General features: G+C 40.3%; 17 protein-coding genes. 5 read left to right on the top strand and 12 right to left on the bottom strand.

What is annotated here, in order from left to right:
• The 4 genes from C7H19_RS19450 to C7H19_RS19440 form a co-directional block, all read right to left on the bottom strand.
• A complete protein-coding gene (locus C7H19_RS19450; RefSeq protein ID WP_106458588.1) occupies nt 1-783 on the bottom strand; it encodes a ParA family protein in 783 nt (260 codons plus the stop codon).
• 167 nt (nt 784-950) lie between these two features.
• The gene (locus C7H19_RS25860) at nt 951-1,226 is read right to left on the bottom strand and encodes a hypothetical protein (protein WP_181280673.1); all 276 of its coding nucleotides are present in this window, start codon (nt 1,224-1,226) and stop codon (nt 951-953) included.
• Nucleotides 1,227-1,252: 26 nt separating this feature from the next.
• Nucleotides 1,253-2,623, bottom strand: coding sequence for a phytase (locus tag C7H19_RS19445; RefSeq protein WP_245927648.1), 1,371 nt, complete (start codon nt 2,621-2,623; stop codon nt 1,253-1,255).
• Nucleotides 2,624-2,773: 150 nt separating this feature from the next.
• Nucleotides 2,774-2,869 (bottom strand): ParA family protein, encoded by a 96-nt coding sequence (locus tag C7H19_RS19440; protein ID WP_245927652.1) that lies wholly within the window; start codon nt 2,867-2,869, stop codon nt 2,774-2,776.
• A gap of 88 nt (nt 2,870-2,957) precedes the next feature.
• On the opposite strand from C7H19_RS19440, the gene C7H19_RS19435 reads away from it, so the two are divergent.
• Nucleotides 2,958-3,149 (top strand): hypothetical protein, encoded by a 192-nt coding sequence (locus C7H19_RS19435; RefSeq protein WP_146136552.1) that lies wholly within the window; start codon nt 2,958-2,960, stop codon nt 3,147-3,149.
• A gap of 239 nt (nt 3,150-3,388) precedes the next feature.
• On the opposite strand, the gene C7H19_RS19430 is transcribed toward C7H19_RS19435, so the two are convergent.
• The 7 genes from C7H19_RS19430 to C7H19_RS19400 all read right to left on the bottom strand — a co-directional run bounded on the left by C7H19_RS19430 (nt 3,389) and on the right by C7H19_RS19400 (nt 8,951).
• Nucleotides 3,389-3,781: a nuclear transport factor 2 family protein gene (locus C7H19_RS19430; RefSeq protein WP_106458586.1), complete on the bottom strand. Its 393-nt coding sequence runs from the start codon at nt 3,779-3,781 to the stop codon at nt 3,389-3,391.
• Nucleotides 3,782-3,913: 132 nt separating this feature from the next.
• The gene (locus tag C7H19_RS19425) at nt 3,914-4,426 is read right to left on the bottom strand and encodes a DUF1993 domain-containing protein (protein ID WP_106458585.1); all 513 of its coding nucleotides are present in this window, start codon (nt 4,424-4,426) and stop codon (nt 3,914-3,916) included.
• Between the two features lie 384 nt (nt 4,427-4,810).
• On the bottom strand, nt 4,811-5,638 hold the full coding sequence (locus tag C7H19_RS19420; protein ID WP_106458584.1) for a KilA-N domain-containing protein: 828 nt from the start codon (nt 5,636-5,638) through the stop codon (nt 4,811-4,813).
• A gap of 77 nt (nt 5,639-5,715) precedes the next feature.
• Nucleotides 5,716-6,510 (bottom strand): hypothetical protein, encoded by a 795-nt coding sequence (locus tag C7H19_RS19415; RefSeq protein WP_146136551.1) that lies wholly within the window; start codon nt 6,508-6,510, stop codon nt 5,716-5,718.
• 5 nt (nt 6,511-6,515) lie between these two features.
• Entirely contained in the window at nt 6,516-7,862 is a 1,347-nt protein-coding gene (gene dnaB, locus C7H19_RS19410) for a replicative DNA helicase (RefSeq protein ID WP_106458582.1), read from the bottom strand.
• Nucleotides 7,855-8,772 (bottom strand): hypothetical protein, encoded by a 918-nt coding sequence (locus C7H19_RS19405; RefSeq protein WP_106458581.1) that lies wholly within the window; start codon nt 8,770-8,772, stop codon nt 7,855-7,857. Before C7H19_RS19405 ends, dnaB begins: the two co-directional genes overlap by 8 nt.
• Complete coding sequence (locus C7H19_RS19400; protein WP_106458580.1) at nt 8,769-8,951, bottom strand: hypothetical protein; 183 nt, start codon at nt 8,949-8,951, stop codon at nt 8,769-8,771. Before C7H19_RS19400 ends, C7H19_RS19405 begins: the two co-directional genes overlap by 4 nt.
• A gap of 238 nt (nt 8,952-9,189) precedes the next feature.
• On the opposite strand from C7H19_RS19400, the gene C7H19_RS19395 reads away from it, so the two are divergent.
• The 4 genes from C7H19_RS19395 (at nt 9,190) to C7H19_RS19385 (ending at nt 11,418) form a co-directional block, all read left to right on the top strand.
• Nucleotides 9,190-9,621 (top strand): helix-turn-helix domain-containing protein, encoded by a 432-nt coding sequence (locus C7H19_RS19395; RefSeq protein ID WP_106458579.1) that lies wholly within the window; start codon nt 9,190-9,192, stop codon nt 9,619-9,621.
• Nucleotides 9,622-9,654: 33 nt separating this feature from the next.
• Nucleotides 9,655-9,804, top strand: a complete 150-nt coding sequence (locus tag C7H19_RS25855; RefSeq protein WP_181280672.1) for a hypothetical protein — start codon at nt 9,655-9,657, stop codon at nt 9,802-9,804.
• Between the two features lie 156 nt (nt 9,805-9,960).
• On the top strand, nt 9,961-11,082 hold the full coding sequence (locus tag C7H19_RS19390; protein ID WP_106458578.1) for a site-2 protease family protein: 1,122 nt from the start codon (nt 9,961-9,963) through the stop codon (nt 11,080-11,082).
• Nucleotides 11,083-11,184: 102 nt separating this feature from the next.
• Entirely contained in the window at nt 11,185-11,418 is a 234-nt protein-coding gene (locus tag C7H19_RS19385; RefSeq protein WP_106458577.1) for a hypothetical protein, read from the top strand.
• A gap of 82 nt (nt 11,419-11,500) precedes the next feature.
• On the opposite strand, the gene C7H19_RS19380 is transcribed toward C7H19_RS19385, so the two are convergent.
• The gene (locus tag C7H19_RS19380; RefSeq protein ID WP_106458576.1) at nt 11,501-12,469 is read right to left on the bottom strand and encodes a hypothetical protein; all 969 of its coding nucleotides are present in this window, start codon (nt 12,467-12,469) and stop codon (nt 11,501-11,503) included.
• Between the last annotated feature and the right edge of the window lie 8 nt (nt 12,470-12,477).

The following is a 12,477-nucleotide window of genomic DNA, read 5'->3' as shown; positions in this document are numbered from 1 at the left end:
TTATTTCTCCACTACATACAACGATTTGATTTCTAATGCTTTTGTTACCGCTTTAAAAGGGTTTTCTAATTCTTCATACCCCAATTCATTAAGTAACATTCCTTGATTAAGTGCTTGTTTATAGCGTTCACTTTCTAAGATTGAGGGAAAAATCTGTAACTGTGGTGCGACTTCTTTCATCGCTGCGATCGCACTAGCACTATCCTTAGACTGAGAGCGTCCAAACCACTTATCACGGAATGGAACGACACCCAGAATCGAGCCTGTAAATGCTCCCAGATTCTCAAGACTTTGTACTAGCTCAAGAGTACGGATGAAAGAATTGACCCCTTTGGTTGAAGCTTCTGCGGGAATTAAAAGGTAATCGGCGGCACCGACGGTAGCGATGCTGATCTGAGTTCTCGCTGGTGGCGAATCGACAACACAGTAATCGAAATATTGAGCGAGTTTCTTTAATCTTGTTCTGAGGACAACTGCGCCCATACCACTAGATGCCAGATACTCTTGAGCATTACTCAATCCATCGTCAGCAGGGATGAGAAACTGATTAGGATTGGACAGCGAATAAACGGCTTCGGCGGGTTCAACTAAAGCTTTAATCAACTCCAGTAGAGTCGGCGCGTTGGCTTCAACTTCATGACCTAAGAAAAAAGTCAGATTGGACTGAGGATCTGCATCGACAAATAACACCTTAGCCGACTGACTAAGCAGCTTCCCTAAGAAAAAAGCAGTGGTTGTTTTACCTTGTCCTCCACTGAGAGAGGCAATAACGATCGTTTTCATAATGCTTGTGTGTCATATCTTCAATACTACATGACAGCAATATGTCTTGATGTCAGGACTTAAAGACAAAAATATGTCTATTAGTTTCTACGTCTTGACTAATTATTTGGTCAATGCGTTCCTTACTGCTTTTTTCCTGCCGTGCATGAGTTGTCTATTAAGTTCTCCTACATACCACCAACCGAGAATGAATTTAGGTTACTTAAAAAAGACTCTAAATCTTGGTTAGATTCTGCCAGCAGTTCAGTTAAAGGTTGTTCATTAACTTTAATATCTTCTAAGCGACACATTTGCTGATTTAATAAGAAAAACACAGTTTTAACCATCGAGTTTTTCCTCGAATGTTCGAGGCACTCTGAAGCATTGGAGCAGTTGTAATTCTGTCCCGTCATAACTTGGCAATCCAAACCCATTGGGCAATACATCGCTCGTACTGTGATCATTCAATTATTTATCTAAGTTAACTTTCCTAGAAGCGATTTGGTCTGATGATTTTCACCTTTAAAGAGCAACGAGAGACAAATCCTAATCCTAGCAAGACTAGCCAACCCCAACCCGATATAGAGGATTCAGGAATCGCCGAGATGAGTTGACGATTTGGTTGACGAGGGTCAAAGCCACTTGGCTCAATTAACAAAGAATCAGGAGAGAAAGTATTTGCGATCGCATCCCAAGCAACATATTTAAAATTGCTACTGACATTAACGAACTCCTGATCCTCTTCATCGAAGAAAGGCACTTCTGGCGCGTTAGAACCATCTTGGGTGACAAACAAACCAAAAGGGAACTGCTCACCTAGAGGTACATTTAAGACGGCTGCACCATCGGATTCTTCTACCGAATCAATAGTAGCTGATGCACCAATTGTAAAACTATCGAGATACTGATTATTTCCTTGTCGCTGATAGATAGCGAAAGTATTGTCTCCTTGACTGGAAGCTAAAAGGTAACCCGTTCCGTCCGAACCATAGTAAATTGTTAATCCTTCTACGTCCGCTTCGAGATGAGTTCCTTCTGGTTTAACTGCATCAATCAAGGTTGCTGTTTCTCCCCCTTGTGGTTCAGCCGAAAACTTCCAAATCCCTCGGTTTTCTTGTCCGGCATAAAGATATCCCAGTTCAACATCGGCGACCATTCCTTCAATCTGAGCATCTTCTAATTCACCTCCTGGAGGAATTGGTAAAGTTAACGTCCGTACCAGACTGGCAGTAACTCCACCTGAGCTATCATCAAATAATTCTAGTTGTGCGATCGTCCCTGCTTCTCTCTGGCTAACAAACACGTAATCACGGTTGGAAAGTGGACTGCGATAAGTGGCTAATCCATAAGCAGTAGTTGTCCCGTTGGAAGTTTCCCCTACTGGAGTGAAAATAGTTCCGATATTTGGAGAGGTAATATTTTCGAGAAGTCTAGTCGTCGGGTCGATTTTGAAGATGGCTAGTGTATCGTTGCGACGGTCTGAAGCGATGGCTAGATCGACACTTTGACCACCTATATTGAAATTGTAAAGCAGATCGACATTGTTATAGCGAATATTATCTGGGGAAATCGTCTGTATCAGGCTTCCCTCTAAATCATAAACCCGCAGCCCTGCATCTTTAACGGTTCCGACAACTAAGCTCAAAGCTGGATTAGTTGGATGAAGCCAGATCGCGGGATCGTCTGCATCCCCAGATGGTGAAACAATTTCATCTAATACTTCAGGAGTTTCGACTGTTGGAATGACTATAGCAGTAGCGATCGCCCGTTTGTCATTGAAGAGTGACAGAGCAATTGTTAGAAAAGCCAACAAGACCAACTGGTATTTGCCGCGCATAATTAATGATGTTTGTAGGAACATCCAAAATCTTAAACGAGGGATGTTATGGAAGGATTATCTTTCAATTAATGAATATTAGTTTACTTAACTAGAAACGTGCGCGGACTTCTTTGAGCGTCACAGACTTTTTGTACCAAGAGCATCACTGCTCGCCGAGTCGAGATATTTGCTCTAAATCACCATAGCGAGGGAGAAATAGCAGGCTATATGTACAGCAGTAGTAGTCTTTCCTACTCCTCCTTTAAATCCAGCAACAGTGATCAACATTTGTTTATGAGTGGCTTTGAATGCTGGTTGTCTTGACGATATTGTACCTGAATTAAGTTTTAGCGTGTCAAATTGGTGAATTTTTGAATTGGCTTCCATTGTGGTAATAGTAGCGATCGCAACATTGGTCAGGGACAATAATACTGAATTTGTACCACCTGCTGAACGGGTTTATCCTCAGCATTTGATTGGGGTAGCGATCGACTTGTTGAAAGCGGCTGATGTAGATTGGAATCAGGTTAGAAATATTGAGGAGTTGCAAAAAACTCTAAACCTATAAAGGTATTAGACTATTAAGCTTTATGGAGGAACTAGATCTAACGTTCCCGTTCACCCGCCGCTAGTAACCTCTTGGACTCAGCGAAAAGGCTCTAAACGGTCGGGTGCAAGCGGATTGTTAGGCTGTGATTATGCAAATAGCGGTGAAGTGTCTGTATAGAATCTGACCGAAGTTACTAACCCCTCTTCATTGTGATCTGTAAAAGCAACGGCTCGAATTGTAACTGCCTTCCCAATTACTCATTGGGAGTTTTCGTATGAATGAATCATTTCTTGAATTGTTTCAGTACCGCCAATTTCATAAAGACTAATCAAACTATTCTCAATGGTAAAGATTTGCTGAATTGTTGCACGAAAGAGCAAATTGCCTTGCAAATCTCTGACGATTTGATGAGTGGTAACGACATCTCGATTGTGTTCATCTGTCTCAAATTTTAAGGTTTCAAGCTGCACTTGAATCACCTTATATTGATTCGTCCAGTATTCGCGCACCGCATTGCGTCCATAAACAAAACCGCCTTCTACCCCGTTCGCCCATTTCACGTCTGGGTGCATCACCGAGATGATTGTTTCCAGATCGCCTTTGTTGAAGGCTTCGTATAAATTTTGCAGAAACTGCTGATTTTCCCTCATAATTGTTCACCATCCAATACGAATGTCATTAAAACAAGAAAGCAGCCCAACGTTCCGCCTGAGCGACTGTAAGTAACCTTTGCAACACCACCAAGGTTTCTCCACAATCCGTTCCAGCCGATTTATTAGGCTTTATTCCGTTCTTATTAATGGTACCAAGTGCATCATGTAATCTCGTTTTCCAATTGGCACACCAGCCATACGAAGAATGCCATAAGCCGTGACCATATGGAAGTAAAAGTTTGGAATTAAAAACTCATTGACATAGGCATGACCAGACAACTCAATGTAGAGGCTCTGCCCCTCGTAAATGCGCGTCATCTCAGCTAGCTTTGCATCTTCAATATTAATACCTAAAAGAAGTTCCTTGGTATTTGCGATGTGTCCGTATGCCTGTGCGAGAGATGTGACATCTGGATCTAGATTATTCGCAGGTTTACCATTACACCAGAGAGCAAAGTTGCGTGGTTGATTGCAGGTGAAAGCAATTTGTGTACCGAAGGGAAACATATCAGCCGCAATGCGCTTTATTAGGAACGACTCATCATCACCAAAATGAGATTGAGCCGACTTCAAGAGATGCTCAAGGGTCGTTAAGCGACTTTGGAAGAGGGTTCGGATTAAATCTACATTCTGACTTGGCATTTTGCGATCCCTCAAGACTTACTTTATGTATCCTAGCTGCATCTAGAACGACTTTCAGCCTAACTAATGATTATACTAAAACTCTCCGTCTATTTAACCTATATAGGATAAATTAAAGAATTTTTCGGTATATTCACCCTATAGGGAATGATATCAGGAAAATTTAGAGATATTCTCCAAATTATATCTATGGATGTTCCTGATACTTCATCTTCTCAATTCTTCACTCTTAAAACCTTTAAAATTTCCCTGACTGAGGCTTTTTCATCCTCTAATCTTTTTATCTCACTTAATAACCTCTGCGGATTGTAAGCCGTTCCCTTTTTGAGTTGATCGCCCTCCTCCCGATGCTTGTAAGGGCGATTATGCGATCGCTATCAGTCTTCAATCTGTATCTAATAGCTTTAGAATTTCCATCACTGGTGCTTTTTCCTCATCAAGTCGTTGAACTTCTGATACTAACTTTTTGGGGATATATCGGCTGGATTTAACATGACGCTCACTATTACGCCATAGCTCATAGTGATAGAAAGCCTGATGATACTTCCCTTTGTAGGTTCGCCAATAGATATAGCCACTACCATAACCTTGTTGCCGTCTGGATCTGACGCTCTTAGGAGATTCTGTAGGGGCGGTCATGTCATCTTTTAATGGCTGAATGTCAATAGCTATCTGAGGCTCATTTATATTTTCCGACTTCCGAGAAGCAGTAAAAGTGATAGGAGGAATATCGTTATTAACCAGTTCTAAAGAATCTCGAATCAGGTTGGTTTGCTGATGGATCGCTGTATGGATAACACGATTAAGAGCTTGAATACCTTCTGTGTAAGCTTTAATCGTTTCTTGTGCCTCAAACTTAGGCTGTGTATGTTGGATAGGATTTTGAGCCGTCATCATCCAAGTTACCACCCATCCACTGACTAACACGGCAAACTTAGCACTGCACCACTGACCGCAGTGGATCGCAATCTGTGGGTGTCCCCACGTGCCTTGTAAGTTGGCTGGTTTCCCTTTGCGAATCTGAATCAACTTGGATACGGGGATTCCCGTAACCTTACAAAGTTCTTCTAAAAATGTTTTTGTTGTTTCTAAGCGTAAATAGTCATTTAGCTTTTTTCCATTCGCCTGCGCCATTTGAGTTAGATTGATATACCCATCCTCACGACGCTGATCAATTTCTAAGCCGTTCGTCTCATGAATTATGATACTCATGTAAGCCTCCTGTTTAGGTTTACCGTGTTCGGGGTGTTCGCAGCACTGCCGAACATTTTTACTATTACTCTATTTTCTCAAATATTAACCTTTAAAACTCTTAAAATTTCCCTAATCGGGGCTTTTTCCTCTTCCATTCTCTCTATCTCACTTAATAACCTCTGCGGTATATAAGCCGTTTTCTTTACTAACCGATCACCTTCTTCCCAAATCTCGTAATGATACCAAGGCTGTAGATATTCCCCGATAACCTGACCAGTAGCCTTATCCTTGCGCTTACAGGGTTTCCAGTGAATCGAACCCGATCCTTCACCCTTGACTCGTCTTGTTTTACTGGGGCTAGTCTTACTAGGGGTCACAGTATTACTACTTTTACTGGGGCTGTTTTTCTCCCCTAGTAACGATTTCGATTCAGGTTCTAGCGTCACCCTCAACAACTCTAATATTTCGCTTACAGGCCGCTTCTGTGCCTCAGCGATCGCTATTCGTTCGATGAGATGCTTCGGAATGTATTTACTGCGTTTCTTATTTCCCTCCTTCCAGTGATAGTAAGCCTGTGGATAGTCCTTGCCATTTCGAGTAATAATGCGCCACTCGATATAACCATTCCCCTCGCCCCAATCCCGTTTACTTTTACTGGGGCTAGTATTACTAGGGGTTAAATGATTAGTTATTTTACTGGGGCTGTTTTTCTCCCCTAGTAAATCTTGAGATAAATCATTATTACTGGGGCTGTTTTTTATATCCCCTAGTAACGAACTGCAAACACCACAGCCGTCAGACACACTGATGATTTGACTCGCACAACTGGGACTTCTAGAAGGCTTTTCTGAGTGCAATTGTCCCCACTCTGTGGCATCGCCTACTTTCATGACCATCACCTCATGTTTCTAATCAGACCATAGGACGGTTCAAACAGACACTTCACCGTACCAGTGCTGCCGTGTCTGGCTTTGCTGACAATCAGTTCTAGTACCTCTCGGTCTGGTGTATCAGGGTTATAGTATTCATCTCGATAAGCCATGATGATGTTATCAGCAACCATCTCAAGGATTCCCGACTGACTGAGATCCGACATCAAAGGGCGTTTATTATTCCTCGTTTCTACCGCTCGTGAGATCTGGCTTAAAGCGAGAATTGGTACATTAAGATCTCCTGCCATCTTATAAAGCTCACGAGCAACATCACCGAGTTCATAACTTCGATTGCCCTCTCTAGTATCACCTGCCATCATTTGCAAGTAGTCCACCACCACCAAGCCTAGATTTTTCCCTTCACTAATCAGACGACGGCATTCTGAAGCCATTCCACTAACAGTAATCCCTCGGTCATCGTTGAAGTAAAGCGGTAAATCAGCAGCAAAGCTCATAATTCTTGTAATCGTATCCATCTCTGGCTCAATTAATTTCTTCGCTCCAGCCCGATGTTGTCGTATGCGATCGCTCATCAACGGAACAAGAGCAAAATCATGGTAAGCAGGATGAACACTCAGCAAACTCCACAGCCGATACTCTAACTGTTTCGCCGTCATCTCCAGCGAGAAAAACATTACAGGTAACTGATGCTTGATGATCATCTGTAAAGTGAGGAACATCGCACAGAAAGATTTACCCATAGATGGTCGTCCTGCAAGTATTGTCAGCGTTCCTGGCTCAAATCCTGCAATCAGTTCATCGAGATCATAGATTCCAGTGGGATAAATGGGATTTTCGTTCTCTAGCTCGTTGTAAGCCGCGATCGCTACATCGAGATTAGACTGTGTTTTTGATGACCGTTTTCGATTTGACACTTGAAATAACTGTTGTTCAGATTGGTATAACACTGTATTAAGCTCACTCGTCATATCATGAGCTAGATCATGGATCTGCATTCCCGTTCGACTCAGTTCACGCCGTAGATACTTATCCATCACCAAAGCCGCATAGCGATCAATGTTCACGGCTGAAACAGTACGATCTACCAACTGCGCCAGCCGTCCTAATCCACCAATCCAGTTGAGTTCCCCAAAATCTGCTAAATAAGCCGAAACGGTCATCAAATCAGTGGGTTGCCCAATTCGATGAAGGGCAAGTGCTGCTTGATAAATCTTGCGGTGAGCTTCAACATAAAACGCATCGGGGGGAAGTTCATTGACAATGCGGTCTAAGGCTTTTGGATCAAGAAGAAGACCACCTAAAATCGCTTCTTCAGCTTCGATGTTTTGCGGAGGTAAACGGTCAGACATCAGGGTTTTCCTCCTGACGTGGCTCGGTTTCCTCTAAGGCTTGATTATCGGCTATAGTTTCGGGTTTTTCCTCGTTTTCAGGCAAAGAAGCGTAATAATCTAGGACTTTCTGTCGTTGTTGCTCGATTTCTTCACGTATACTCAGGCGTTTTGTTTTTGAGCCGTCTAAATTTTGGACGCATGGTGAGTCTTCATTTTGAACTTTATTCTTGAGAGAAGGTTGATACATTTTGTAATACACCTCCCAACGATTTTGACCTGCTGCGTTTTTACAAGCCAGCCATGCTTCGAGATCCTTGATTGGATCGCGGAAGTTCTTAATTTGTTGCTTTACAAAATCAAAAAATCTCTCTCGCTCGTCTTCTGAGAGAGTCTTTTTAAAGTCTGAATAAGTCTGAATAGTCTGAGGAGAGCTAGAAACCATTTCAGGCAAGGGTTCTGGGGTTTGATTTTCGCAGATTTGAGAATCAAGTCTCATTTTTGAAATTTCAGTCTCATTTTTGAGACTCGTTTCGCAGATTTGAGAATCAAGTCTCATTTTTGAAATTTCAGTCTCATTTTTGCGATAACCTTTTCTTAACTTTTTTGGTGAGGTTGTATTTCGCTCGTCTGAGGGTGCAGATTGTGTCAACTTTGAGATGCCCTGTTGGTTTTTGATGCTGAAACCTTTATCTTGAAAGTCGAACAGTTCAAGCTCTTGGAACTTAGCGATCGCTCTGTAAACTGTCGCTTTACTTACGTCGCACTCAGACATGATAGTGAAGGTTCTGACATCAATGTAATGGTCGCCCCAAGGGTCAAGCTCTACCAAATAAGACCAAATTCGCCATTCAGCCGCCGTCAATTTAGCTTTTCTCAGCTTGCGTCCTATTTCTGGGGTAAGAGGATAAAATTTCACTTTAATATTCATCCCTGCACCTCCTCACCCGTGACAAATACATTGAATGAAAAACAGGCAGCTTCTACATCGGTCAGCTTTTCTAGCTCTGTCTGAGAACTGAGTAAATCGTATTGAGTTCCATCAAGAGAGAGCGATCGAACATATTTAATTAACTCTAGGGGGATCTGTATGAATGTAGTCTGTGTCATGATAGAGATGTTTTTTGAATTAGTTGCCCCGTTCCCTAACCAGATTGGGGCTTGTTTTTTTTGAAAAGAACGTGTACAAAAGATAAGCGATCGCTTGTCTAGTTAGGATTTGTATCAAAACAGGGTTCAGGCATTTTGCTTTTTCGATTTGTCGCGCATAATAGAGTTAGAGGAAAATAAATAATAACGCATAAGTTAATATATAATAAAAATACACTTATAAGTAGATTTCTGCCATATGTTCAGAGAAATCTTTAAGAAAGTTAAAGAATCAAGGGGTATTACAGGAAAAGCAATATCCGATGTAACAGGTATAAGTCAAAACCACATTTCCAAGTTTTTGAGTGGTGAAAGAGATGTTACGACAGACACACTTTGGCGAATGATAAAAGCAATGGAAAGCGTTTCACCAGGGGCTGAACAGAATTTTTTTGAAGATTTAACAGGTTATACTGGTCGTCCTTCTTTGAAGCAGATCGTAGAGAATGCAGAGCCACAAGACTTACTTCAAGTGATGGGCAACAGTCAATTCGCCGCGCTGATTAGTGCTTTTGCTGATAATTTATCTCAGGAGGAAGCCAACAAAACTCTAGAAAACTCTGCTTCTCTCCGTAAATCCCCGCATGAATCAAAATCGTCAAAGATGTATAAAGAAGCTATGGTTTCTTAACCTTTTTTAACAAAGGTTCACAGAGGACAAAACATGGCGAGCAGTGTTTTTTTTCCAGTCGATGCAACAGTGCCAGAAATGGCGAAAAAGTTTGATGAATTACCGCCGGATTATAAGGAAAAAATGCTGAAAGCGATCGCTCTGTGGATTGAATATCAGTCGTCTAAGGCAGAAGTTAAATAAAAAAATGGATAGCTTGAAATGGCTACCTTCTTTGGCTGACTGACAAAACTGACATAATGGTGCGGCTTTCACTACTATTTCTTTCTCTCATAAATTTTACATTTCGTTACAATTTTAAGTAAAGCAAGAGCGAACATTAGATTAGGAGATTGTCCGATGAACGGCAACATACGTGTCGGTAATTTATTTGGGATTCCTTTTTATGTGAGTCCTTCTTGGTTTATCGTGCTAGGGATAGTCACGTTGACTTATGGAGGAGAGCTTGCTGTATTTCCTCAACTCGGCGGCATTACTCCTTGGATTTTAGGCTTAGTGACCGCACTGTTATTATTTGCTTCAGTAATTGCCCATGAATTGGGTCATAGCTTGGTCGCTATCTCTCAAAAAATTGGAGTCAAATCCATTACTTTGTTTATCTTTGGTGGTTTAGCCAGCTTAGAAAAAGAATCAGAAACACCATTAGAAGCTTTTTCAGTCGCTATTGCCGGCCCCCTCGTCAGCTTGCTCCTCTTTGGCCTATTTACAATAATTGGCGTTAATGTGTCGCTGCCATTACCAATCGCTGCGATCATTTCTTTACTCGCTTCAATTAATTTAGCATTAGCATTATTCAACCTGATCCCAGGCTTACCCTTAGATGGTGGAAACGTCCTCAAAGCCTTAGTGTGGAAGATTACAGGTAATCCAAATCAAGGGATTATTTTTGCCAGTAGAGTCGGTCAAGTTTTCGGTTGGTTAGCGATCATAATCGGCGGATTAGCTGTTGTTGGGTTAAGTCCCATTGGTAGCTTTTGGACAGTATTGATTGGCTTCTTCTTGTTACAAAATGCAGGAAGTTCTGCTCAATCAGCCCAAGTTCAAGAAACGATGAATGGATTGACGGCTAAAGATGCAGTGATTCCTAATAGTCCAATTGTTAACCAAGATCTAAACTTGCGTTCTTTTGCCAACGATTATGTGATTGGACAGAATAAATGGAGTAAGTTCTTAGTGACTGACGAAGCGGGCAATTTACTGGGAGCGATCGCTACAGATGATCTAAAAAAAGTAGCGACCTCTGATTGGACAAAAATCCTAGTTAAAGAGTTAATACAACCCAACCAAGTTTTAACAACTGTTCGCTCTAATCAAACCTTATTAGAGGTTGTCAAACTGCTAGAACAGCAAAGAATTCCCCAGTTAGCGGTAGTAAATGAAAATGGGATCGTTGTTGGCTTGTTAGAAAAGGCTTCGGTCATCAATTTATTGCAACAAAAAGCACTTCTTAAAACCGCTTAAACTCGACTGAGCTTGTAATCTTGTCATTGGGGTGTCATCGACTGCATTCCGCAGAGGAAAAGTGATACCCCTAAATTTGTTATTATTAGGGAAAAGAGGCTTATGTTCGCGCTCAGAAGCCAAAACATTGTGAGCCACGATGAAAAATGTTTCTCACAAAAGAGTTTTTCAAATGATAGTGATAACTACCCGATTTACTGGGCAACTTGTCATAACTTTATTGGGCCAGATTTCTTTTCTCTTGAGATGACCGAACGAGCGAGACAGCTTGGTTATTCTCTAAACTTGCCTTCAGAACAGATTGAATTGAAAGATGTACTGGATATTTTAAATTAATGACGTAATGACGATCGCGTTCTTCAAAGACTAAAAAAGCGACACTGCGTTCTTAAATAGCAATAGAACAATATCATTAGTTTTAAAAAACACCATTAGTTTCAAGGAAATCTTCTAAATCGTTTTTAATGACTTCTAAAAAATCTTTAAGAGAATCTTGTTTTCTAAAAATTATCCGTTTTGTTCCTGGAAACCGCTTCTCATGATCGGTAGGGAAAGCTATTTCTTTTAAGGTTAATTGCTCAAGAAAACCTGTGTAGTCAATTAAGTCATCATCCATATTTTCATGAAATTTTATAAGCCGAGATAATGTTTCTATGACAACCTGTTGTTCTGTTTTTTCTGGAGAATAAAATAGACGAGCATCGCTACTTATTTCTTCTATTAATTTTTCGTACAAAATAATATTAGTAACTGGAGGTAGAATTAACAGATTTGTCTTTTTGTTTTCGTCAAGTAGAAAGTATTCTTTTAGTTTTGAATTGTCTTTACTAATAAAATCAAATAATATTTTAAATTTTGCCTCAGAAATATTTTTATTTCTATAATTAATTAAATTTTCATTATATTCACAAAAATCATTAATATAATAAAAAGTTGAATGAGAATCTAAATCGCCAAAAATATTATCAAAAGTGAAAATTTCTATTAAATTTTTATCGATAATAGAATTATGTATAGAAAGTGATAATTGCCTATCTCGTCCGATACTGTAATAAATTGCACTTTTACCAGATGTATACTGCTTCAAGTTAGAACGAATTGTGATATATGTTGAGCGTTTTTTTAAAATCCATGAATCTAAGCCGCCTTTTAGTTCTCGCAATCCTTTTAAAAAATTTAACAAAATATCTTCTAGTGCTTCATCAGATTCAATTTTAGATTCATCTTCGATTCTAATATTATTAAGATTTGATGAATCTATATTATTTAGTTTGCTGTCAGCTACAGTTAATACTGTCTTAAAAATTTCCACGAATTTTTTAACATCAACATTAATTGTTAAAATACCATTGTTTACAGTGATTTTAATAGAAGTTTCGTTTTTCATGATTAAAA

Source organism: Aphanothece hegewaldii CCALA 016 (assembly GCF_003007785.1).
GTDB lineage: Bacteria > Cyanobacteriota > Cyanobacteriia > Cyanobacteriales > Microcystaceae > Chroococcus > Chroococcus hegewaldii.
The sequence above is the reverse complement of the archived record's forward strand: the minus strand, read 5'-3'. Positions and strand labels throughout refer to the sequence as shown.

Coding starts and splice junctions, on each gene's coding strand:
- C7H19_RS19400 (WP_106458580.1), bottom strand. CDS start 8,951: ATGACACAGACTACATTCATACAGATCCCCCTAGAGTTAATTAAATAT.
- C7H19_RS25855 (WP_181280672.1), top strand. CDS start 9,655: ATGGCGAGCAGTGTTTTTTTTCCAGTCGATGCAACAGTGCCAGAAATG.
- C7H19_RS19420 (WP_106458584.1), bottom strand. CDS start 5,638: ATGAGTATCATAATTCATGAGACGAACGGCTTAGAAATTGATCAGCGT.
- C7H19_RS19445 (WP_245927648.1), bottom strand. CDS start 2,623: ATGTTCCTACAAACATCATTAATTATGCGCGGCAAATACCAGTTGGTC.
- C7H19_RS19450 (WP_106458588.1), bottom strand. CDS start 783: ATGAAAACGATCGTTATTGCCTCTCTCAGTGGAGGACAAGGTAAAACA.
- C7H19_RS19380 (WP_106458576.1), bottom strand. CDS start 12,469: ATGAAAAACGAAACTTCTATTAAAATCACTGTAAACAATGGTATTTTA.
- C7H19_RS19440 (WP_245927652.1), bottom strand. CDS start 2,869: ATGTTGATCACTGTTGCTGGATTTAAAGGAGGAGTAGGAAAGACTACT.
- C7H19_RS19405 (WP_106458581.1), bottom strand. CDS start 8,772: ATGAATATTAAAGTGAAATTTTATCCTCTTACCCCAGAAATAGGACGC.
- C7H19_RS19395 (WP_106458579.1), top strand. CDS start 9,190: ATGTTCAGAGAAATCTTTAAGAAAGTTAAAGAATCAAGGGGTATTACA.
- C7H19_RS19385 (WP_106458577.1), top strand. CDS start 11,185: ATGTTCGCGCTCAGAAGCCAAAACATTGTGAGCCACGATGAAAAATGT.
- C7H19_RS19425 (WP_106458585.1), bottom strand. CDS start 4,426: ATGCCAAGTCAGAATGTAGATTTAATCCGAACCCTCTTCCAAAGTCGC.
- C7H19_RS19415 (WP_146136551.1), bottom strand. CDS start 6,510: ATGAAAGTAGGCGATGCCACAGAGTGGGGACAATTGCACTCAGAAAAG.
- C7H19_RS19430 (WP_106458586.1), bottom strand. CDS start 3,781: ATGAGGGAAAATCAGCAGTTTCTGCAAAATTTATACGAAGCCTTCAAC.
- dnaB (WP_106458582.1), bottom strand. CDS start 7,862: ATGTCTGACCGTTTACCTCCGCAAAACATCGAAGCTGAAGAAGCGATT.
- C7H19_RS25860 (WP_181280673.1), bottom strand. CDS start 1,226: ATGATCACAGTACGAGCGATGTATTGCCCAATGGGTTTGGATTGCCAA.
- C7H19_RS19390 (WP_106458578.1), top strand. CDS start 9,961: ATGAACGGCAACATACGTGTCGGTAATTTATTTGGGATTCCTTTTTAT.